At 49.0% G+C, this 20,109-nt stretch carries 35 protein-coding genes and 1 pseudogene; 27 read left to right on the forward strand and 9 right to left on the reverse strand.

Annotation, left to right across the window (positions count from 1 at the left end):
• Nucleotides 1–5: 5 nt before the first annotated feature.
• From era to K6J72_RS00450, 9 genes and pseudogenes are all read right to left on the reverse strand, one after another.
• Nucleotides 6–899 carry a GTPase Era gene (era, locus tag K6J72_RS00410; protein ID WP_221279620.1) on the reverse strand — a complete coding sequence of 298 codons (894 nt, stop codon included), beginning with the start codon at nucleotides 897–899 and terminating at the stop codon, nucleotides 6–8.
• Entirely contained in the window at nucleotides 896–2,236 is a 1,341-nt protein-coding gene (gene hslU / locus K6J72_RS00415; RefSeq protein ID WP_221279622.1) for an ATP-dependent protease ATPase subunit HslU, read from the reverse strand. The genes era and hslU overlap by 4 nt, the downstream gene beginning before the upstream one ends.
• On the reverse strand, nucleotides 2,236–2,778 hold the full coding sequence (gene hslV / locus K6J72_RS00420) for an ATP-dependent protease subunit HslV (protein ID WP_221279624.1): 543 nt from the start codon (nucleotides 2,776–2,778) through the stop codon (nucleotides 2,236–2,238). The genes hslU and hslV overlap by 1 nt, the downstream gene beginning before the upstream one ends.
• 5 nt (nucleotides 2,779–2,783) lie before the next feature.
• Entirely contained in the window at nucleotides 2,784–3,230 is a 447-nt protein-coding gene (gene rplI / locus K6J72_RS00425; protein WP_221279626.1) for a 50S ribosomal protein L9, read from the reverse strand.
• 62 nt (nucleotides 3,231–3,292) lie between these two features.
• Nucleotides 3,293–4,159, reverse strand: a pseudogene (locus K6J72_RS00430) (tetratricopeptide repeat protein); the annotation flags it as partial.
• Nucleotides 4,150–4,380, reverse strand: a complete 231-nt coding sequence (locus K6J72_RS08685; protein WP_221279627.1) for a hypothetical protein — start codon at nucleotides 4,378–4,380, stop codon at nucleotides 4,150–4,152. The gene K6J72_RS08685 and the pseudogene K6J72_RS00430, both read right to left, overlap by 10 nt.
• An 8-nt stretch (nucleotides 4,381–4,388) precedes the next feature.
• A complete protein-coding gene (locus K6J72_RS00440; protein WP_221279629.1) occupies nucleotides 4,389–5,588 on the reverse strand; it encodes a 2,3,4,5-tetrahydropyridine-2,6-carboxylate N-succinyltransferase in 1,200 nt (399 codons plus the stop codon).
• On the reverse strand, nucleotides 5,575–6,660 hold the full coding sequence (gene ispG / locus K6J72_RS00445) for a flavodoxin-dependent (E)-4-hydroxy-3-methylbut-2-enyl-diphosphate synthase (protein WP_221279630.1): 1,086 nt from the start codon (nucleotides 6,658–6,660) through the stop codon (nucleotides 5,575–5,577). Before ispG ends, K6J72_RS00440 begins: the two co-directional genes overlap by 14 nt.
• 51 nt (nucleotides 6,661–6,711) lie before the next feature.
• Nucleotides 6,712–7,764, reverse strand: coding sequence for an ATP-binding protein (locus K6J72_RS00450; RefSeq protein WP_221279632.1), 1,053 nt, complete (start codon nucleotides 7,762–7,764; stop codon nucleotides 6,712–6,714).
• Between the two features lie 136 nt (nucleotides 7,765–7,900).
• Here K6J72_RS00450 and rpsJ point away from each other — a divergent pair, with 136 nt between their 5' ends.
• From rpsJ to rpsD, 27 genes are read left to right on the forward strand one after another with little or no spacing between them, the layout of a single operon-like run.
• Complete coding sequence (rpsJ, locus tag K6J72_RS00455; protein WP_221279634.1) at nucleotides 7,901–8,215, forward strand: 30S ribosomal protein S10; 315 nt, start codon at nucleotides 7,901–7,903, stop codon at nucleotides 8,213–8,215.
• Between the two features lie 30 nt (nucleotides 8,216–8,245).
• Entirely contained in the window at nucleotides 8,246–8,830 is a 585-nt protein-coding gene (rplC, locus tag K6J72_RS00460) for a 50S ribosomal protein L3 (protein WP_221279636.1), read from the forward strand.
• A complete protein-coding gene (gene rplD, locus K6J72_RS00465; protein WP_221279637.1) occupies nucleotides 8,830–9,450 on the forward strand; it encodes a 50S ribosomal protein L4 in 621 nt (206 codons plus the stop codon). The genes rplC and rplD overlap by 1 nt, the downstream gene beginning before the upstream one ends.
• Before the next feature lie 2 nt (nucleotides 9,451–9,452).
• Nucleotides 9,453–9,734 (forward strand): 50S ribosomal protein L23, encoded by a 282-nt coding sequence (locus tag K6J72_RS00470; RefSeq protein ID WP_221279639.1) that lies wholly within the window; start codon nucleotides 9,453–9,455, stop codon nucleotides 9,732–9,734.
• A 9-nt stretch (nucleotides 9,735–9,743) separates the two neighbouring features.
• The gene (rplB, locus tag K6J72_RS00475) at nucleotides 9,744–10,574 is read left to right on the forward strand and encodes a 50S ribosomal protein L2 (RefSeq protein ID WP_221279641.1); all 831 of its coding nucleotides are present in this window, start codon (nucleotides 9,744–9,746) and stop codon (nucleotides 10,572–10,574) included.
• Nucleotides 10,574–10,855: a 30S ribosomal protein S19 gene (rpsS, locus tag K6J72_RS00480; protein ID WP_221279644.1), complete on the forward strand. Its 282-nt coding sequence runs from the start codon at nucleotides 10,574–10,576 to the stop codon at nucleotides 10,853–10,855. Before rplB ends, rpsS begins: the two co-directional genes overlap by 1 nt.
• A gap of 30 nt (nucleotides 10,856–10,885) precedes the next feature.
• The gene (rplV, locus tag K6J72_RS00485; protein ID WP_053830718.1) at nucleotides 10,886–11,212 is read left to right on the forward strand and encodes a 50S ribosomal protein L22; all 327 of its coding nucleotides are present in this window, start codon (nucleotides 10,886–10,888) and stop codon (nucleotides 11,210–11,212) included.
• The gene (rpsC, locus tag K6J72_RS00490; RefSeq protein WP_053830719.1) at nucleotides 11,213–11,917 is read left to right on the forward strand and encodes a 30S ribosomal protein S3; all 705 of its coding nucleotides are present in this window, start codon (nucleotides 11,213–11,215) and stop codon (nucleotides 11,915–11,917) included. It begins immediately after the preceding gene.
• A 2-nt stretch (nucleotides 11,918–11,919) separates the two neighbouring features.
• A complete protein-coding gene (rplP, locus tag K6J72_RS00495; protein WP_053827986.1) occupies nucleotides 11,920–12,345 on the forward strand; it encodes a 50S ribosomal protein L16 in 426 nt (141 codons plus the stop codon).
• Entirely contained in the window at nucleotides 12,332–12,520 is a 189-nt protein-coding gene (gene rpmC, locus K6J72_RS00500) for a 50S ribosomal protein L29 (protein ID WP_221279646.1), read from the forward strand. Before rplP ends, rpmC begins: the two co-directional genes overlap by 14 nt.
• A gap of 1 nt (nucleotide 12,521) precedes the next feature.
• Nucleotides 12,522–12,782, forward strand: a complete 261-nt coding sequence (gene rpsQ, locus K6J72_RS00505) for a 30S ribosomal protein S17 (protein WP_221279648.1) — start codon at nucleotides 12,522–12,524, stop codon at nucleotides 12,780–12,782.
• Nucleotides 12,783–13,151: a 50S ribosomal protein L14 gene (rplN, locus tag K6J72_RS00510; RefSeq protein WP_015106543.1), complete on the forward strand. Its 369-nt coding sequence runs from the start codon at nucleotides 12,783–12,785 to the stop codon at nucleotides 13,149–13,151.
• Entirely contained in the window at nucleotides 13,151–13,372 is a 222-nt protein-coding gene (gene rplX, locus K6J72_RS00515; RefSeq protein ID WP_221279649.1) for a 50S ribosomal protein L24, read from the forward strand. Before rplN ends, rplX begins: the two co-directional genes overlap by 1 nt.
• 4 nt (nucleotides 13,373–13,376) lie before the next feature.
• Complete coding sequence (gene rplE, locus K6J72_RS00520) at nucleotides 13,377–13,922, forward strand: 50S ribosomal protein L5 (protein ID WP_221279651.1); 546 nt, start codon at nucleotides 13,377–13,379, stop codon at nucleotides 13,920–13,922.
• Entirely contained in the window at nucleotides 13,922–14,107 is a 186-nt protein-coding gene (locus K6J72_RS00525) for a type Z 30S ribosomal protein S14 (RefSeq protein ID WP_221279653.1), read from the forward strand. The genes rplE and K6J72_RS00525 overlap by 1 nt, the downstream gene beginning before the upstream one ends.
• Nucleotides 14,108–14,116: 9 nt before the next feature.
• Nucleotides 14,117–14,512 (forward strand): 30S ribosomal protein S8, encoded by a 396-nt coding sequence (gene rpsH, locus K6J72_RS00530; protein WP_221279656.1) that lies wholly within the window; start codon nucleotides 14,117–14,119, stop codon nucleotides 14,510–14,512.
• Nucleotides 14,513–14,521: 9 nt separating this feature from the next.
• Complete coding sequence (gene rplF, locus K6J72_RS00535) at nucleotides 14,522–15,058, forward strand: 50S ribosomal protein L6 (protein WP_221279659.1); 537 nt, start codon at nucleotides 14,522–14,524, stop codon at nucleotides 15,056–15,058.
• A gap of 8 nt (nucleotides 15,059–15,066) precedes the next feature.
• Nucleotides 15,067–15,423, forward strand: coding sequence for a 50S ribosomal protein L18 (rplR, locus tag K6J72_RS00540; RefSeq protein WP_221279662.1), 357 nt, complete (start codon nucleotides 15,067–15,069; stop codon nucleotides 15,421–15,423).
• Between the two features lie 8 nt (nucleotides 15,424–15,431).
• A complete protein-coding gene (gene rpsE / locus K6J72_RS00545) occupies nucleotides 15,432–15,872 on the forward strand; it encodes a 30S ribosomal protein S5 (RefSeq protein ID WP_015106535.1) in 441 nt (146 codons plus the stop codon).
• A 9-nt stretch (nucleotides 15,873–15,881) separates the two neighbouring features.
• A complete protein-coding gene (gene rplO, locus K6J72_RS00550) occupies nucleotides 15,882–16,286 on the forward strand; it encodes a 50S ribosomal protein L15 (protein ID WP_221279664.1) in 405 nt (134 codons plus the stop codon).
• Nucleotides 16,286–17,545, forward strand: coding sequence for a preprotein translocase subunit SecY (gene secY / locus K6J72_RS00555; RefSeq protein WP_221279666.1), 1,260 nt, complete (start codon nucleotides 16,286–16,288; stop codon nucleotides 17,543–17,545). The genes rplO and secY overlap by 1 nt, the downstream gene beginning before the upstream one ends.
• Complete coding sequence (map, locus tag K6J72_RS00560) at nucleotides 17,545–18,306, forward strand: type I methionyl aminopeptidase (RefSeq protein WP_221279668.1); 762 nt, start codon at nucleotides 17,545–17,547, stop codon at nucleotides 18,304–18,306. The genes secY and map overlap by 1 nt, the downstream gene beginning before the upstream one ends.
• Nucleotide 18,307: 1 nt before the next feature.
• Nucleotides 18,308–18,526, forward strand: a complete 219-nt coding sequence (gene infA, locus K6J72_RS00565) for a translation initiation factor IF-1 (protein WP_013890401.1) — start codon at nucleotides 18,308–18,310, stop codon at nucleotides 18,524–18,526.
• Nucleotides 18,527–18,583: 57 nt separating this feature from the next.
• On the forward strand, nucleotides 18,584–18,697 hold the full coding sequence (gene rpmJ / locus K6J72_RS00570) for a 50S ribosomal protein L36 (protein WP_006016749.1): 114 nt from the start codon (nucleotides 18,584–18,586) through the stop codon (nucleotides 18,695–18,697).
• Nucleotides 18,698–18,699: 2 nt separating this feature from the next.
• Complete coding sequence (gene rpsM, locus K6J72_RS00575) at nucleotides 18,700–19,062, forward strand: 30S ribosomal protein S13 (protein ID WP_221279670.1); 363 nt, start codon at nucleotides 18,700–18,702, stop codon at nucleotides 19,060–19,062.
• 10 nt (nucleotides 19,063–19,072) lie between these two features.
• Nucleotides 19,073–19,465 carry a 30S ribosomal protein S11 gene (rpsK, locus tag K6J72_RS00580; RefSeq protein ID WP_221279672.1) on the forward strand — a complete coding sequence of 131 codons (393 nt, stop codon included), beginning with the start codon at nucleotides 19,073–19,075 and terminating at the stop codon, nucleotides 19,463–19,465.
• Between the two features lie 9 nt (nucleotides 19,466–19,474).
• Entirely contained in the window at nucleotides 19,475–20,101 is a 627-nt protein-coding gene (rpsD, locus tag K6J72_RS00585) for a 30S ribosomal protein S4 (RefSeq protein ID WP_221279674.1), read from the forward strand.
• The last annotated feature ends 8 nt before the right edge of the window (nucleotides 20,102–20,109 follow it).

Genomic DNA, 20,109 nt, shown 5'->3' on the forward strand with positions numbered 1-20,109 from the left:
AGTCCCTATTCTACCACATAGCCCATTTTTTTGAGCTGATTTTGTGCAGAAGTCCAGTTTTTCTGCACCACCACCTCCAAGCGCAAAAAGACCTTTTTTTGGATAAAGCCCTCAATTTTACGGCGTGCCTCCTGTCCGATCTTTTTTACCACCGCCCCGCCCTTGCCGATCACCATTTTTTGTTGGCTCTCTTTGGCGACAATGATCTGGGCGTGGATTTTCTCTAGGTGCTCTTGCTCCTGCACGCTTTGCACCAAAACCGCACTCTCATAGGGGATTTCATCGCTTAAGAATTGAAAAATCTGCTCTCTGATGATCTCGGCATAAATCTCACGCATTTGGATGTCGCCGAGCATGTCCGGGTCGTAGTAAAAGGGCGCATTTGGCAAGAGCTTAGCCACTCCATCGAGCAGGGCATTTAAATGATGTCCCTTTTGCGCGCTGATGGGGATTAGGGCTTGAAAGTGTGGGCTGTAGGGGGCGTAGTCTTTGAGCTTGGCTAAGATTTGGGCGTTGGTTGCAGTGTCGGTTTTATTTAAGGCGATCAGGTGTGGCTTGCCACCACTCCATTTTAAAAAGCCCTCATAGGCTTTTAAATGGTCATGTACTCCCGCCACAAACACCGCCAAATCACAACTTTCAAAGGCGTGGTGGCTTTGTGCCACCATCATTTTATTTAAAAGCTTTTCTTGTTGGCACAACCCCGGGGTGTCTAAAAACACCATTTGGCACTCTGTGCTTTCTTTGTCTGTGTAGGGGATGATGGCTTTTAAGATTTTACGGGTGGCGTTGGCCTTGTGCGAAGTGAGGGCTAAATGCGCCCCTAGCAAAGCGTTGATCAAAGTGCTTTTGCCCGCGTTTGGCCGGCCAATGAGCGCGATAAACCCGGCTTTGCTCATAAGATGAAACGGGCTAAATCCACATCCTCCACAAGGCCTTTGAGTTTCTCGCTCACTTGTTCTTTAGACACCACGACCTGCTGCCCGCTATAACGCGCGGCGTTGAAACTAATGTCCTCTAGGACCTTTTCTAGCGTGGTGTGTAGCCGGCGTGCCCCGATGTCCTCTGTCTTTTGATTTGCCAAATACGAAAGGCGGGCTAACTCTCTTAGTGCTTCGGGTTCAAAGACTAGATCCACACCCTCAACCTTGAGCAAGGCTTGGTATTGCTTAATGATCGAGCTTTTGGTGCGGGTTAAAATCTCATGCATGATCTCTTCGCTCAAACTCTCAAGCTCCACCCTTAAGGGGAAGCGTCCTTGCAACTCGGGGATCAAGTCGCTAGGCTTGCTTAAATGGAATGCCCCGGCAGCGATGAATAAAATATGGTCTGTGCTAATTGCCCCGTATTTTGTCTGTATGGTACTACCCTCTACAATGGGGAGTAAATCCCTTTGTACGCCCTCTTTACTTGGGTCCTGTCTTGAGCCCTCTTTGGTGCTCACCGCAATTTTATCGATCTCATCAATGAAGATCACCCCACACTGTCTAGCCCTCTCTAGCCCCTCTCGTTGTACTTTCTCCATGTCTAAAATGGCTTGGGACACATCGTGGCGCAGGGCATCTTTGGCCTCTTTGATCGTCATCTCTTTAGTAACTTTCTCTGTGCCCTTGCTTAAAATTTTAGTCAAACTCTCTTGGACTTTTATGATCTCAGGGGGGACATTAAAATCTCCCTCTAAAGCACGCTTGTCTAGCTCAATTTCGATCTTTTGGTTGTCTAGGGCAGTGCCGCGCACCTTTTCTTTGGTCTTTTCAAAGTTTAGGGCGTATTCCTCTTTCTTGGTGTCACTCACACTGCTAGGCAAAGGGGGCAAGAGTTTTTTAGCGATCCGCTCGATCACCAAGTCCTCGATCTTGCTTTGGTTTTTCTGCTTCTCTTCAGTTTCGATCAAATGCACGCTCGCGGCGACCAAGTCGCGCACCATCGACTCCACATCGCGCCCCACAAAGCCCACTTCGGTGTATTTGCTCGCCTCCACCTTGACAAAGGGCAATCCCATCATCTTAGCCATACGCCTTGCGATCTCTGTCTTACCCACGCCCGTAGAGCCGATCATTAAAATATTCTTAGGCGTAACCTCTTCTTGCAACTCTTTAGGCAGTTGCAAACGCCGCCAGCGGTTACGCAGAGCAATGGCGATCATCTTTTTTGCATCTTGTTGCTGGATAATGTAGCCGTCTAAATACTCCACAATCTCTTGTGGGGTTAAGTTTAACTTCTGTGGGTCGTCCATCAAAGCTCCAAGATTTTAATGTTTTGGTTCGTGTAAATGCAAAGATTGCCCGCGATTTTGAGCGACTCTTCCACTAAAGTTTTAGGCTCAAGGTTGGCGAATTTATCTAAAGCCCGTGCGGCGCTCAAGGCGTAATTGCCCCCACTGCCAATGGCCGCAATCTTGCCATCTTCCGGCTCGACCACATCGCCCGTCCCGCTCAAAATAAAAATGGATTGCTTGTTGAGCACGATCATCATCGCCTCGAGCCGGCGCAAAAACTTGTCCTTGCGCCACTCTTTGCTAAAATCCACGACACTCTTAAATAAATCCCCCTTTTTGCCCTCCAAAATGCGCTCGAACATGTCAAATAAACTGAAGGCATCGGCCGTGCTGCCCGCAAATCCGCTTAAGATTTGCCCGTGGTGCAGGGTGCGGATTTTCGTGGCGTTGCCCTTCAAGACGCAATTATTGAAGCTCACCTGTCCGTCCCCGCCGATGATGGCGTAATCCTTGCCCTCAAAATGCGTTTTATAGCCTAAAATCGTGGTGGCGTGAAACATCTTGTCTACTCAGCCACAACATCCACTTTCAACACACCATGCACGCCATACCCGAGTTTCACCTCAATCTCATAAAGCCCTGTGCTTTTAATGGGGGTTTTGAGCTCTAGGGTTTTTTTGTCTAGCTCAATGGGGTGGCTTGCCTGCAGAGCCTCGATCACTTCTTCTTTGGTGATTGAGCCAAAGAGCGCGCCATTAGCCCCAACTTTTTTGGTGATTTTAAGCGTGATTTGCTCTAAAGCCTTAGCTAGGGCTTCTTTATCGGCCAAGTCTTGTGCCTCTTGTTCGGCGCGTTTTTTAGCACTGGCCTTAAACTGGCGGATCACATCGGTGGTGGCAAGTTTAGCTAAGCCCTTGGCGAGTAAAAAGTTATTGCCATAGCCATCTTTCACGCTCACAACTTCCCCGGCTTTGCCTAAATTTTTCACATCTTTCAACAACAAAACTTGCATGAAAATCCTTTAAGTTTAATTTAAAAAGCCCCCATTATAGAGCCACTAGGTTTAAAATGCCTTTAACGCAAACTTGGGTCTAAAGGCAAAAACAAGCGCCCGTAGTTGGGGTTTGTTTGCAAAAGCTTTTCTTTGAAAATCCCGTAATTGTCGCACCCGGACTGCAAACCATAGCTACACACATACGAGAACAAATCTAAAGCCCTCTGGTCGTTTTGGGGCACGCCTAGCCCCTTTTGATAAAGCACGCCCAAATTATTACAGCTGGAGAGATTGCCCCCCTCACAAGCCCTTTGGAAGTATTTAGCCGCGTAAAAATTATTCTTAGGCACGCCCCCAACGCCCTTGGTGTAAATCCACCCCAAATTCGCACAGCCTTGAATGTCCCCGGCATTGCAGGCAAGATAGTTCAAGTCGGCATCGTTTAACTTCGCCTTGTCAATGCCATAGATATTCTTGACATTGCTCATCAGCCCTAAGTTATAACAGCCCAAATCGCTCCCATTTTCGCAAGCGTATTTGTAGTAATCGAGGGCTTTGTAATAATTCTTAGGCACACCCACGCCATTGGCATACATCCACGCTAAATTGTTGCACGCCAACACACTGCCCCCCGTGCAAGCCACTGCGTAGAGTTGGGCGGCTTTTTCTTTGTCATCGGGGGTGGGGTTTTGTTTATAGTCGTAGGTTTGGGCTAAATCCGCACACGCGCTCGCATCCCCCCCACTACAGCCCATTTCATAATAGCGAGTCGCTTTTTGCTGGTCTGTTTGTATCCCCACGCCATTGGCGTACATGGTCCCCACCGCAAAGCAGCCGGCGGGGTTGCCCTGATCGCAAGATTTGACAAAGAGCCTAAAGGCGGTTTTATAATCCGCTGCTTTCACCGCCGCAATGCCTGCACTCAAAGCATCTTGAGCTAAAGTGGGGGGTTTAGGTGGTCGCTCATGGGCGGTTGCTGGCGGGGCTGTGCGCCCGGGGTGGTGGGGGCAAAACGAGTAGGTGGCTGGGCAGGTCCTTGCTGTGCGCCTTGTTGCGCCGTTTGCGCCCCTTGTTGGACAGGCATGTTTTGGTTTTGTGGGGCATTTGGATTTTGGGCCGCCCCTAAAAAGCCCATGAGAAAAAGCACAAAAAACAATCCAAAGCGCATAAAACCCCCTAGTGGTGTAAATTCGTATTCAGCGGAATGTGCCGCTTGCTCGCCATCGCGCACATTTTGCCATTTTGGCTATTTTGCCGAAAGTGCAAGCCATGCAAGCCCGACAGCTCGGCCCCCTTATAAAACCCGCCCTCTTTGGCTTTAAAGGCGGGGTTTAACTCTTGCAATTTTTCTAAATCTTTGGGCGCAATTTCAAAGATCGTCCCGGCTAAAACCCCAATCCCGGCATCTAAGATACAGCCATCGCCAAGACTAATGCCAAGCACGCTATTAGCCCCAAGTAGGCAGTTCTTGCCTATGCTGATAGGCTCTTTATTGCCCCCACTAAGCACGCCTAAAACGCTCGCCCCGCCGCCTATGTCCGTGCCCTCGCCCACCACCACAGAAGAGCTGATCCGCCCCTCATTCATACAAGCCCCCTCAACGCCCGCATTAAAATTGATGTAGCTGGCCCCGGGCATTTGCGTGTAGCCGCCCTTGCCTAAATATGCCCCAAAGCGCGCTTTCGCGCTGTCTAGCAAGCGGATATTATCCACCGCAGGCAAAACTTGCATGAGGTAACGGGGGAATTTGTCTATAAAATCAATGCAAGGATATGCCCCATGTACTTTGAGCGCAATTTCTTGCGTGCGCAAATATTCTAGCTCGTAAGCACTATTGCCACTCCACGCGACATTAGGCAGTAGCCCAAAAATGCCCTCTAAGTTTAAACTTCTTAATGGGGCTTTGCCTAACGATAGGGCTAAGAGTTTCATATAGGCACTCTCTAGGCTTTGGCAGGGCTTGTCCTCATAAAGCACCACAAAATGGTAGTTGTAAAGCTGTTCTTGTTTGGGGCTTTGGCTGTATAATTGTGCGCGTTGCAATTCTAAAAGCACTTGGACATTGGGGTGCTTGTGTGCGCCTAAACTCTCGGCTAAAAAGGGCTTGAAAAGCTCTAGGCCGTGCTGGATAAAGCGGGCATCGACTCCATAGATGGCCTCGCTGGCACTTGAGTTTAAGGGCGTGGCGTGCTTGAAAGCGTGCATGAAAACTGCATAAGCCCCGAGTGCCTCACCCCAATTGAGCACGGGATAAGCCGCACTTAAGGGCTTGCCCGTGTGTTGCCCGTGCTGGATTTTGGCGATCCCAAAGGCTAGGGGTTTTTTGTAGTCTGGGGAATTTTGGAAGTCATCAACAAAGCGTTTAAAGTTTTGCATGTGTGTCCTCGTTTTGGTGTTGTGTGGCTAATTCTTGCACTTCTTTCACAAAGGTTTCTAGAAGTTGGTCTTCGGGAAGTTTGTGGATCACTTGCCCTTTTTTGATGATAAGGCCGCTTTTCTTGCCAAAGGCGATGGCGATGTCAGCGTGCTTAGCCTCACCTAAGGCATTCACGACACAGCCCATCACACTCACATCTAGGGGGATTTTAATGTGGGCGAGCTTTTGCTCCACTTGTGCCATTAAAGCGACTAAATTAGACTCAATGCGCCCGCAGGTGGGGCAGGAGATAAAAGTGATCCCCTCTTTTTGCCGCCCGCTGTAGCGCAAAATCGCCTTAGCGACTTTAATCTCTTCTTCAAGCGCGCCTGTGATCGACACGCGCATGGTGTCGCCGATCCCCTCCCTTAATAAATGCCCCAAAGCCATCGCACTTTTAATGCTTGCGTGGAACAAGCTCCCGGCTTCTGTAACGCCTAAGTGGAAGGGGTAGGGCGTTAAAGGGCGTAATTGCTCGTAGGCGGTGATCGTGCGCTCCACATCACTGGCTTTCAAAGAGATTTTGATATTGCTAAAGCCCACATCTTCTAAAAGTTTAATGTTGTAAAGGGCAGATTGCACCATCCCCTCAGGCGTTGCGCCGTATTTGAGCTCAAATTGCTTTTCTAAACTCCCCCCATTGACCCCTATACGGATCGGCAAATTGCGGGCATTGCAGGCTTTGGCAACTGCTTTGATGTTCTCCACAGAGCCGATATTGCCCGGATTGATGCGGATCGCATCCACGCTTTCAGCGGCGATTAGGGCTAAATGGTGGTGGAAATGTATGTCGGCGATTAAGGGCAAGCTGGCGACTTTTTTAAGCTCTTTGAGGGCGTTTGCGTCCTTTTTATGACGCACCGCCACCCGGACAAAGTCCGCCCCGGCGAGTTTCAAGCGATCGATTTGCGCCTTTGTGGCGGGTATATCGCAGGTTTGGCTGTAAGCCATGCTCTGTGTGCTGATGGGCGCATTGCCCCCTATGGGAGTGGAGCTGATAAAAATTTGCTTTGTAACAACGCGTGGGCGCATTCAAGTCCTTTGCATAAAGGGCGAGTTTAACCTAAAATGCATGAGATGGAGCTAAAGGGTGGGGAGCACTTGCAGGCAAAAGTCGCCAAAACCGTGGGCTTGCCAAGCGTGCTTGCCACAAGTGCCCTTTAAGGCGGTGTTGATGGTAACAATCCACACTCCAATATTTGTTGCCACACCTTTTAAGAGTAGAGGCAAAGTGTGGTTGAGTTGCTCTAGGGTGGGAAAAGGGCTGGGGATGCATAAATGTCTGTGATCGACCAAAAAGGCGTTAAAGTGGCAAGAGATTTTAGACATGCCAAAGTTGTGGATCAATTCCAAAGCGAGCATGTTTTCAAACACGGGGGGCAGGGGGTGGGTGTGGCTAAAGGCGTAAGGCAAAGAGAAGGCGTAAAAGTAGAGTTTAGGGCGGTTGGGGCTTGGCAGACTCAAAAGGGTTTGGCTCTCTTGCAAAAAGGCAATGAAGGCGTAAAGGCTGTCTTTGGAAATTTTGAGGGTTTTTTTAAGCTGGGTGTAGAGGTGGTGGGTGCTAAGACTTCTGGTTTGATAGGGCAGCAGGGCTTTAAAAAGCGGGGCTTTGTCTTTAAAGGTGAGGGCGTAGAGGGCTTGTTTTTTAAGCGCGATCTCACTTGCGGGGCAAAAGAGCAGTTCGGGTAAATTGCCTTCTTTTAAAAAGCGGGCTAAGAGCGTGCTGGGCTCTTTTTTATGAAAGCGGATAAACTCGGCAAAACTCAAGGGCAAAATGGGTTGGGTCTTAAAACCTTTAGGGGCGTTTTTAGGCGTGCTTTGGGTGATGAAGGTGGGCAGATTTAAAAGGGGGAAGTCTTTTGGAGGGTGCTTTAAAATGAGTAAATCCACGCTTTTATCTTGGCAAAATGCCGGCAGGACTTTAAAGAGTTCGGCTAAATGCAAGCGTTCATCGGTGCAATCCACGAACACCGGGCGTTTGTAAGCAGCGGCGTTTAAAATGGCGATAGAGCTTTTGCCCGCCTTTGCGCCCCCATATAAAAGCGTGGAGGGGGTGGCCTGCATGTTCCTTGGTTTTAAATTTTTGCTCTGTGTTAAAGAGTTTTCTAAAATGTTGTTCAACAGCCCCAAATCCATAGTGGTATTTTAGGCAATTTATCCTTATAAAAAGGATAAAATTAAAAGTGCAGGTTGCGCTAAATGGGGGGTTTAGCCTTGACTTGGGGTATTTTTTAGCCTATAATCGGGGCTTTTAAATTTGCTAAGGATTTTAATGGAAAAAATACGACTCAAGCTCAAAGCCTACGACCATAGGGTTTTGGATCGTTCGGTGGTGGCGATTGTGGAAGCGGTGAAACGCTCTGGCTCAGAGATCAGGGGACCAATCCCTCTACCCACACACAACAGGCGTTACACCGTGTTGCGCTCTCCGCACATCAACAAAGACTCGAGAGAGCAATTTGAAATCCGTGTACACAGCCGCCTCATTGACATCATGGCCGCCACCCCAGAAACCGTGGATAGCCTCATGAAACTTGATTTAGCCCCCGAAGTGGATGTAGAAGTGACTTCAATGGAGTCGAAATAACGCTTCAAACGCAATTTTATGGGAGAGTAAATGGAATACTTAGTACGAAAAGTTGGGATGAGCCGTGTTGTGGGTGCAAACAGCACGCCCGTAACCTTGCTAAAAATTTTAGACAGCAAGGTGTGCGAGGTCAAGGAGGGTGGGCAGCTTCTAGTCGCCTACCCCTTGCATAAAACCAAGAACAAAGCCATCGCAGGGCAACAAAAAAAGTACAACTTGAGCGCAGAGTTTAACCACTTTGCGACTTTGCAAGGACAAGCGCAAGAGTTGGGCGATTTGAGTTTAGAACCCCTAGAAAACGCCGCCCGCATCAAAGCCACCTTTTACACCAAAGGGCGGGGCTTTAGCGGAGCGATGAAACGGTGGAACTTTCAAGGTGGGCCAGCAGCGCACGGCAGCCGCTTCCACCGCCGCTTAGGCTCTATCGGTAACAGAGAGTGGCCCGGACGCGTGCAAAAGGGCAAGAAAATGGCAGGGCATTATGGCAATGAAAAAGTTACATGCCACAACGAAGTCCTGTCTTTCAACAAAGAGAGCAAAATTTTGGTGTTGAAAGGGTCTGTGGCCGGCTATAGCGGAGCTTATGGCAGGATCAGCATCCAGAAAGGGAAGTAATGAAAGCAAGAGTCTTAGACCAGCAGTGTCAAGAAGTCGGGCAATTAGATTTGCCTGAACGCTTCAAGGACATTAAAGAACACAATCTTTATTTATACATCAAGCACTACCGCGCTCTAGCCCGGGCCAACACCGCCAAGAGCAAAAACCGCGGCGAGGTGAGCGGGGGCGGGCGCAAGCCTTGGAGTCAAAAAGGTGGCGGACGCGCCCGCGCGGGGAGCATCACTTCTCCCGTGTTTGTGGGTGGGGGTGTGAGCCACGGGGCGACTAACGAGCGCAATTACAATTTAAAAATCAACAAGAAGCAAAAAAGGCTCGCTTTAGAATACGCCCTAGCCCAAAAAGCCCTACACAATAATTTAGTGGTGGTGGATCAAATCGACATTGCCAGCAAGAAAACCAAAGATGCGTCAGCCTTTGTTAAAAACCTAGGCTTTAGAGATGTCCTTCTCATCACAAGGGCGTTGGATGAGGGCAATTACCTAGCCTTTAGAAACCTTAAAAATTGCTATTTGCTAGAAACGAGTGAAGTGAACGCCTATTGGATCGCTGCTTTTGGAGCAGTGGTGGTGGAGAAAGCCGCCTTTGAGGCGCTCATCAAAGCACATGAAGGAGAATGAGAATGGCAGACATCACAGACATTAAATCCATTCTTTACACCGAAAAATCCCTGTCCATGCAGGAAAATGGGGTGATTGTGGTACAAACCACAATGGGTGTCAGCAAAAACCAGCTCAAGGCGATCTTTAAAGATTACTTTGGCTTCGTGCCCTTAAAAATCAACTCACTCAGGCAAGAGGGCAAGGTGAAACGCTTTAAGGGCAGAATGGGGCAACGCAATGGCTATAAAAAGTTCTATGTCAAAATCCCCAAAGACGCAAACATCACCGCTTTGAGCGCATAAGGACAGAATATGGCGATTAAAACCTACAAACCCTACACCCCCAGCCGCCGCTTCATGAGCAACTTAAGCTCGAGCGACATCACCGCAAAAGCGAGTGTAAAAAAACTCTTAGTCAAACTCCCCGCCCATGCTGGGCGCAACAACCAAGGGCGCATCACCAGCCGCCACAAAGAGGCGGGGGCAAAAAAGCTTTATCGAATCATTGACTTCAAACGCAATAAATTCGGCGTTGAGGGCAAGGTTGCTGCGATTGAATACGACCCTTACCGCAACTCACGGATTGCGCTCATCACTTACCCCGATGGCGACAAACGCTACATTTTACAGCCCAGCGGGTTGAAGGTGGGCGACATTGTGATTGCAGCTGAGGGCGGGTTAGACATTAAGCCCGGCTTTGCCATGAAGTTAAGGAGCATCCCCATCGGTACCATCGTGCATAACATTGAAATGCACCCCGGGGCAGGCGGACAACTCGCCAGAAGTGCGGGCATGAGTGCGCAGATCATGGGGCGGGAGGACAAATACACCATCTTACGCATGCCCAGTGGCGAAATGCGTTACATTTTAAGCGAATGCATGGCGAGCATCGGCGTGGTGGGCAATGAAGACTTCATCAACACCAACATTGGTAAGGCGGGACGCAACCGCTACAGAGGCATCCGTCCACAAACCAGGGGCTCTGCCATGAACCCCGTAGACCACCCACACGGCGGGGGTGAGGGTAAAACCGGCTCGAGCGGACACCCTGTATCGCCTTGGGGCATCCCGGCTAAGGGCTACAAAACTAGACGCAAAAAAGCAAGCGATCGCTTGATCATTTCACGCAAGAAAGGCAAATAATGGGGCGTTCAATTAGAAAAGGTCCTTTTGTGGATAAGCATCTCATGGACAAGACTCTCAAACACAAAGCCAAAAAAGACAATAGACCTATCAAAACATGGTCTCGAAGAAGCACCATTTTGCCCGAGATGATCGGGCTCACCTACAATGTGCACAACGGGCGCATTTTCATCCCCGTTTATATCACAGAAAACCATGTGGGCTATAAACTCGGTGAGTTTGCCCCCACAAGGACTTTTAAGGGGCATAAGGGCACCGTGCAAAAAAAGATAGGTAAATAACATGGCAAGACAACACACAAAGGATGGCAAATGAGTAGGGCAACCCTAAGATACACCAGACTATCCCCCACAAAGGCAAGACTGCTTGCTAGACAAGTGCAAGGGATGAACGCCGAAGTGGCGATTGCACGGCTAGAGTTCACCCCCAACAAGGCCGCACGCATGCTCTCAAGGGTGATCAGTGCGGCGGTTTATAATGGCGGACACGACTCTAAAGAAGTGGAGGTTTTGAGTTGCCGTGTGGATGCGGGTCCTGTGTTAAGACGGCACATGCCAAGAGCTAGGGGGCGCGCCACTTCCATTAGAAAGCCCACCGCACACATTTTAGTCGAAGTGGGTAAGGGAGGGCAAAACTAAATGGGACAAAAGGTCAATCCTATCGGCTTGAGACTAGGCATTAACCGCAACTGGACTTCCCGTTGGTTTCCTAGCAGCAATGTGGCGGTGGCCAACATTGAAGAAGACTACCGCATCCGCAAATTCCTTAAAAAAGAGCTTTACTACGCCGGCGTGAGCGAGATTTTGATTGAGCGCGCCGCTAAGAAGCTGCGCATCACTGTGGTGGCTGCCCGTCCCGGTCTCATCATTGGCAAAAAGGGCGTGGATATTGAAAAAATCAAAACTTCTTTGAAAAATTTGATTAAAAAAGAAATTGCGGTCAATATCAAAGAGGTCAAACGCCCCCAAGCGGATGCACAGCTTTGTGCCGAGAATGTGGCGACACAATTAGAAAAACGGGTCGCCTTTAGACGCGCCATGAAAAAAGTCATGCAAACCGCCATGAAATCTGGGGCACGGGGGATTAAAGTTCGGGTGTCTGGGCGTTTAGCCGGGGCAGAGATCGCGCGCACCGAGTGGTATATGGAGGGACGCGTCCCCCTACACACTCTAAGGGCTAAGATTGACTACGGCTTTGCCGAAGCCTTCACCGTGTATGGCAACATAGGCGTGAAAGTGTGGATCTTTAAAGGCGAAGTTTTACACAAGGGCATCCAAGCCGAAAAACGCGAAGAAAACGAAGAACGCGCTCCTAGAGCGCGCACTAGAAGAGGGAGAGAATAGCCATGTTGATGCCTAAAAAGACCAAATACCGCAAACAAATGAAAGGGCGCAACCGGGGCAAGTCCTATAGGGGCGCGAGCCTTGCCTTTGGCGACATTGGCATTAAAGCCATTGAACATGGGCGCATCGACTCGCGCCAAATTGAAGCCGCACGGGTGGCGATGACCCGCCACACCAAAAGGGCGGGCAAGGTGTGGATTCGCGTCTTCCCCGATAAACCCCTCACCGCTAAACCCCTTGAAACGAGGATGGGTAAGGGTAAAGGTTCTGTGGAAAAATGGGTGATGAACATTAAGCCCGGGCGCATTGTCTATGAAATGCTAGGCATTGAAGAGGGCTTGGCTAGAGAGGCTTTGACCTTAGCGCAAAGGAAGTTGCCTTTCAAAACAAAGATCGTTACTAGAGAGAGTGAAAATGAAGTTTACTGAGTTGAAAGACAAGGATACAAAGCAATTACAAGAGTTGCTGAAGTCCAAGAAGTTGGAGCTGTTTGAATTGCGGGTGAAGTTGAAAACCATGCAACTCAACAAGCCTAGTGAAATCCGTGCGGTGCGTAAAGACATTGCCCGCATTTCTACGGCTCTAAACGCCCCTAAGGCTTAATATGGAACAGAAGCAAGCCCATAAGCGCACCATTCAGGGTAAGGTGGTGCGCCGGATCGATGCGCGGAGTGTGGTGATTTTAGTGGAGCGCAAGGTCGTACACCAAAAATACCATAAGATCGTGAAGCGTTTTAAGAAATACACCATTGACGATTGCCAAAACAAGGCCGAAGTGGGGGATTTTGTGAGCGCGATTGAGTGTAAACCGGTGTCTAAAACCAAAACCTTTGCGCTCAAAGAAATTATGCTTAAGGGAGTGTAAATGATCCAAAGTTTCACTAGGTTAGTGGTGGCAGACAACAGCGGGGGTAAGGAGATCATGTGTATCAAGGTCTTGGGGGGTAGCCATAGGCGCTATGCCAGCGTGGGCGATGTGATCGTGGCTTCTGTGAAAAAGGCAATCCCCAATGGCAAGGTGAAAAAAGGGCAAGTGGTGAAAGCCGTGATTGTCCGCACCAAAAAAGAGGTGCAACGCCCCAATGGCTCTTTGATTCGCTTTGACGACAATGCGGCGGTGATCTTAGATGCTAAGAAAGACCCCATCGGGACCCGCATTTTTGGCCCTGTGAGCCGTGAGGTGCGTTACGCAAACTTCATGAAAATCATTTCTTTGGCTCCGGAGGTGCTTTAATGCGGATCAAAAAAGGCGACTTGGTGAAGGTCATTGCCGGGGACGATAAGGGCAAAGTGGGCAAGGTTTTGGCGGTGTTTCCTAAAAAATCGATGGTGGTTGTAGAGGGGTGCAAAATTGTGAAAAAAAGCATGAAGCCTACGGACGACAACCCCAAAGGCGGGCATCTCTCTAAAGAAATGCCCATGCATATTTCTAATGTGAAAAAAGAAGAGGAGTAGGCGCATGTATGGCTTGAAGAGCTTCTATGAAAAAGAAGTGAAGGGTAAATTAGCCGAAGAGCTCAACATTAAAAACCCCATGTTGCTCCCCAAAATTGAAAAAATCGTTTTGAGTGTAGGGGCGGGGGCTTATGCCAAAGACATGAAAATCATGCAAAACATCGCCCAAACCCTTTCTTTGATCGCCGGGCAAAAAGCGGTCATCACGATGGCGAAAAAATCCGTGGCCGGGTTTAAAATCCGTGAGCGCATGGCAGTGGGGGTGAAAGTGACTTTACGTAATAAAATCATGTACAACTTCCTAGAAAAGTTGATCGTGATCGCTCTGCCTAGGGTAAAGGACTTTAGGGGTGTGTCAAAAAGTGGTTTTGATGGGCGGGGCAATTATGGTTTTGGCTTAAGCGAACAGCTCATCTTCCCCGAAGTGGTCTATGACGACATCATGGTTACACACGGGCTCAACATCGCCATCATCACTTCTACAAACAGCGACAAGGAGGCATTTAAGTTGTTAGAATTACTTGGAATACCATTTGCGAAAGGACGCTAATGGCTAAAAAATCAATCATAGCAAAGACCCACCGCAAGCCTAAGTTTAAAGTGCGTGGCTACACCCGTTGCAACATCTGCGGGCGCTCCCACTCTGTGTATCGTGATTTTGGCTTGTGCCGGGTGTGTTTGCGCAAAATGGGCAATGAGGGCTTGATCCCCGGCCTTAGAAAAGCTAGTTGGTAAGGGGGTTACATGGTTAATGATATTGTAGCAGATTCTCTAACACGCATCCGCAATGCGAGCATGCGCCGTTTGGAAGTTACAGAGCTTTATTACGCCAAAATCGTGGTGTCCATCCTAGGAATCTTTAAAAACAGGGGTTTCATCACAAATTATAATGTGATCGAAAAAGCGGGCAAGCCTTTTATCTCTGTAGAACTTGCCTATGACGAAAAGGGCAAGGCAGTCATCAATGAGATCAAACGCCTAAGCAAGCCCGGGCGCAGGGTGTATCGCCAATCTAAAGAGTTGAAACGCTTTAAGAACGGCTATGGCGTGGTGGTGGTGAGCACCAGCAAAGGGGTCATCACCAATGAGGAAGCCTACAAGCAAAATGTGGGCGGTGAAGTGCTTTGCAGCATTTGGTAGGGAGAGTGCATGTCAAGAATCGGTAAAAAAATCATCAATATCCCTAGTGGGGTGCAAGTGAGTGTTGAGCACACAAAACTTGTGTTTAAAAACCAAAAAATCACCCAAGAGCTCGAAACGCACGGACGGGTGAAAATCCTTTTAGAGGGCAATACTCTCCGTTTTGAGCCTGTGGGTGAAAACGCCCAAGACAAAGCCTTTTGGGGGACTTATGGGGCTTTGGCGAGCAACATTGTAACCGGGCTAGACAAGGGCTTTAGCAAGGTGCTCGAAGTCAATGGCGTGGGCTATAAGGTGGCACTAGGGCATAAGGTTTTAGAGCTCAGTCTAGGCTTTAGCCACCCGGTCAAATACCCCATCCCCGATGGCGTGGATATGGTGGTGGATAAAAACACCATCACCATCAAGGGGAGCAATAAACAGCAAATCGGGCAGATTGCCGCCGACATTCGGGCTTTCCGCCCCCCTGAGCCTTACAAAGGCAAGGGCATTAAATACAAAGACGAAGTGATCATCCGCAAAGCCGGTAAGACCGCTAAGAAATAGGGGATAGCATGACTAAAAATGTGTTAGAAAAGAAAAAAGCCCAACGGGCTAAACGCAAAATGCGGGTACGCTCCAAGGTGTTTGGCACAGAGCAACGCCCCCGTGTGAGCGTCTTTAAATCCAATAAACACCTTTACGCCCAAGCCATAGACGACAACAACCACGCGACTTTAGCCCATGTCGATGGCAAAAAGCTGGGTTTGGGTAAAAACATGGAAGATAGCAAAAAAATCGCCACAGAGTTTGCCAAGAGTTTGCAGGCTAAAGGCATCACGCAAGTTGTGTTTGACCGCAATGGGTATTTATACCACGGCGTGGTGGCGGCGTTTGCTGAAACTTTGCGTGAAAACAACATCGCCCTTTAAGGATAGACATGGAAATCAATAGAGAAGAATTTCAAGAAGTCGTGGTGAATATCGGGCGGGTAACCAAAGTTGTCAAAGGCGGCCGCCGTTTCCGCTTCAACGCCCTTGTAGTGGTCGGCAATAAAAACGGGCTTGTGGGCTTTGGGCTTGGCAAGGCTAGAGAAGTGCCCGATGCGATCAAAAAAGCCGTGGATGACGCTTTTAAAAACATCATTGAAGTGAAAATCAAGGGCACAACCATCGCCCATGACATCGAGCAAAAATACAACGCGAGCAAAATCCTTTTAAAACCCGCAAGCGAAGGTACGGGCATCATCGCCGGTGGTTCGACCCGCCCTATGATCGAGCTTGCGGGCATTAAAGACATTTTGACGAAGTCTTTAGGGTCTAACAACCCTTACAATGTGGTCCGGGCGACTTTTGACGCTTTGGCAAGAATCAAGGGTTAAGGAGTTTTCATGGCATTAGAAAATTTACGCCCCGCTAAAGGGAGTGTGAAAAACATTAAACGGGTCGGCAGGGGTCAGGGCTCTGGCATGGGCAAGACTTCCACCCGTGGGGGCAAGGGGCAAACCGCCCGCACCGGTTACAAACAAAAACGGGGCTTTGAGGGCGGACAGCAACCCTTGCAACGCCGCTTGCCCAAAGTGGGCTTTAAAAGCCGCACAAAGGGGCTCACCTATAGCATCAATGTTGCCAAACACCCCGAGATTTTAAAACTAGAAACCTTGAGTTTGGAGCTGATTAAACAAGTCCATCCCTTCCCTAGCTACATTGAAAAAGTGAAGTTGATCGGCGCGGGGGCGAAGGACTTAGCCTCTAAAATCCAAGACGAGAGAATCGCCACTAGCGGACAAAAATAATGACAAAAGCCATTGCCACTAAGATTTTCATCACACTAGGCTATCTCTTCCTTTACAGGGTTTTAGCCTATGTCCCTATCCCGGGAGTGGATTTGGCAGCCATCAAGTCTTTTTTTGACAGCAACTCGAGCAACGCTTTAGGGCTTTTCAACATGTTTAGCGGCAACGCCGTGAGCCGCCTTAGCATCATCTCGCTAGGCATCATGCCCTACATCACCTCTTCGATCATCATGGAGCTTTTGAGCGCCACTTTCCCTAACCTAGCCAAAATGAAAAAAGAGCGCGATGGCATGCAAAAATACATGCAAATCGTGCGTTACGCCACGATCGGGATCACCGTGATCCAAGCCGTGAGCGTGTCCTTTGGGCTGCGAAGTATCGGGCATGGGCATAATGGGGCGATCATGGTGCCTATGCAAACTTTCTTGCTGATCGCCACTTTCTCTATGCTCACAGGCACCATGCTTTTAATGTGGATCGGTGAGCAGATCACGCAAAGAGGTGTGGGCAATGGCATTAGCCTCATCATCTTTGCCGGGATTGTTTCAGGCATCCCGCACGCCATTGCCGGGACTTTTAATTTAGTCAATACCGGGGTCATCAATGTTTTAGTGCTGATCGGCATTGTGGTGATTGTACTCGCCACAATTTTTGTGATCATCTATGTGGAGCTCGCCGAACGGCGTATCCCCATCTCTTACGCCCGTAAAGTGGTCATGCAAAACCAAAACAAGCGGATCATGAACTACATCCCCATTAAATTAAACTTAAGCGGGGTGATCCCCCCCATTTTTGCCTCCGCTCTCTTGGTCTTCCCCTCCACGATTTTACAAGCCTCTTCTAATAAGATTTTGCAAGCCATCGCCGACTTCTTAAACCCGCATGGCTACGCTTACAACATCTTAATGTTCTTGCTCATCATCTTCTTTGCCTACTTTTATTCGTCTATTGTGTTTAACGCCAAAGACATTGCGGACAATTTAAAACGCAATGGGGGTTTTATCGCTGGTTTAAGACCGGGGGAGGGCACGGCGAATTTTTTAAACACCGTGGCAAGCCGACTCACCTTTTGGGGCTCTTTGTATCTAGCCCTCATTTCTACCCTGCCTTGGATTTTAGTCAAAGCCATGGGTGTACCCTTTTACTTTGGGGGTACAGCAGTGCTCATCGTGGTGCAAGTGGCAATCGACACCATGAAAAAGATCGAAGCACAGGTCTATATGGGTAAATACAAAACCCTGAGCGCTGTGGGCTTTTAATGGCGATTGCCACTAGAAGCCCCAAAGAGATCGCCCTTTTGGCGGGGGCGGGGGCGATCGTGGGGCAGACCCTAAAACTCTTAGAAGAAAGAGCACAGGTCGGGGTGAGTTTGCTCGAGCTAGACGCATTGGCTGAAGAGAATATTTTAAAGCTCGGGGGCAAGCCCGCCTTTAAGGGGCTGTATGGCTTTCCTAATAGCCTTTGTGTGTCGCTCAATGAAGTGGTGATTCATGGCATCCCCACAGATTATAAGCTCCAAGAAGGCGACATTGTGGGGCTAGACTTGGGCGCACAGGTGAATGGTTTTTTTGGAGATGCGGCGATCACTCTCGCCATAGGGCAGGTGGCAGACACGGACAGAGCCTTGATCGCTTGCGCCAAAGAGAGTTTATATGCCACAATTTCTCAGCTCAAAGTGGGCATGCACTTTAAAGAAGTGAGCGCGCTTTTAGAGCAAGAAATTCGGGGGCGTGGGTTTGTGCCCTTGCTGGATTTTTGCGGGCATGGGATCGGCAAGAGGCCCCATGAAGAACCCCAAATCCCCAACTACCTAGCCCCACAGGCAAACCCCAAGAGTGGCCCCAAGATCAAAGAGGGCATGGTGTTTTGCTTAGAACCGATGGTGTGCCAAAAAGAAGGCAACCCCAAAATCTTAAAAGACAAATGGAGCGTGGTTTCCACAGATGGGTTAAACACGAGCCATTACGAACACACCATCGCGATGGTGGGCAAAAAAGCGCAAATTTTAACGGAGGTTTGAAGTGGCAAAAGACGATGTGATTGAGGTGGATGGGCGGGTGATCGAGTGTTTGCCTAACGCCACCTTTAAAGTGGAGTTGGAGAACAAACATATCGTGTTGTGCCGGATTTCGGGCAAAATGCGGATGCACTATATCCGCATTGCCCTAGGCGATCGGGTGCGCTTGGAGCTCACCCCCTATAGTTTGGATAAAGGGCGGATCACTTTCCGTTATAAGTGATTAAGTTAGTTCTAACCAAAGATAGCTAGAATAGAAGTTTTGCTTAAGGAGATTTAAATGAAAGTTAGACCTTCTGTAAAGAAAATGTGCGACAAATGCAAGGTCATTAAAAGGCGGGGCGTGATCCGCGTGATTTGCGTTACCCCCAAACATAAACAAAGACAAGGATAGACATGGCGCGGATTGCAGGGGTAGATTTACCCAAAAAGAAACGGGTTGAATACGCTTTAACCTACATTTACGGCGTGGGTTTGAAAAGCTCAAGAGACATTCTTGCCAAAGTGCAGATCTCTTTGGATAAAAGGGTGCATGAATTGAGTGAGGACGAAATTTCTAGCATCACCAAAGAAATCCAAGCCCATTATGTCGTGGAGGGGGATTTGCGTAAAAAGGTGCAAATGGACATCAAGGCGTTGATGGATTTAGGCAGTTATCGGGGGATTCGCCACCGCAAGGGGCTACCCGTGCGCGGACAAACCACGAAAAACAACGCCCGCACCCGCAAAGGCAAGAAAAAAACCGTGGGCAGTAAATAAGGGAGCGTAAATGGCAAAGAGAGTCGGCACAAAAAAGAGAGTTGTTAAGAAAAACATCGCTAAGGGCGTGGTCTATATTTGCGCTTCTTTCAACAACACCAACATCACGATCACCGATGAAATGGGCAATGTGGTTTGTTGGGCAACCGCGGGAGGCTTGGGTTTTAGGGGGTCTAAAAAATCCACTCCTTATGCCGCCCAACAAGCCGTAGAAAGCGCGATGGCAAAAGCCAAAGAACATGGGCTTAAAGAAGTGGGGATCAAGGTGCAAGGCCCGGGCAGTGGTCGTGAAACCGCTATTAAAAGCGTGGGGAGTGTGGAGGGCATTAAAGTCCTTTGGATCAAGGACATCACCCCCCTAGCGCACAATGGTTGCCGCCCCCCTAAACGAAGAAGAGTGTAAGGAGCGATCATGGCAAGATACAGAGGTGCAGTTGAGAAGTTAGAACGCCGTTTTGGGATTTCTTTAGCCTTGAAGGGCGAACGCCGTTTGAGCGGCAAGAGCGCGTTAGACAAGCGCGCCTATGGCCCGGGGCAGCACGGGCAAAGACGGGGCAAAATCTCGGATTACGGCCTGCAATTAAGAGAAAAACAAAAAGCCAAAGCCATGTATGGGATTTCTGAAAAGCAATTCCGCTCCATTTTTAGAGAAGCAAACCGCATGGAGGGCAACACCGGGGAGAATTTAGTCCGTTTGTTGGAACGCCGCTTGGATAATGTGGTTTATCGCATGGGCTTTGCCACCACCCGCAGCTTTGCAAGGCAGCTTGTAACACACGGGCATATCTTGGTGGATGGCAAACGCATGGACATCCCCTCGGCTTTCATTAAACACGGGCAAAAAATCGAATTGATTGAAAAAAGCAAAGAAAATCCCCAAATTTTGCGCTCCATTGAGCTGAGCAAACAAACGGGGATGGTGGCTTGGATGGATGTGGATCAGGATAAAAAATTTGGGATTTTCACCCGCTACCCTGAGAGAGATGAAGTGGCAATCCCCATTGAAGAACGCCTGATTGTTGAACTTTACTCAAAATAGGGGCTCGC

The sequence above is a fragment of the Helicobacter sp. NHP19-003 genome (genome assembly GCF_019703305.1).
GTDB classification, from domain to species: Bacteria; Campylobacterota; Campylobacteria; order Campylobacterales; family Helicobacteraceae; genus Helicobacter; species Helicobacter gastrocanis.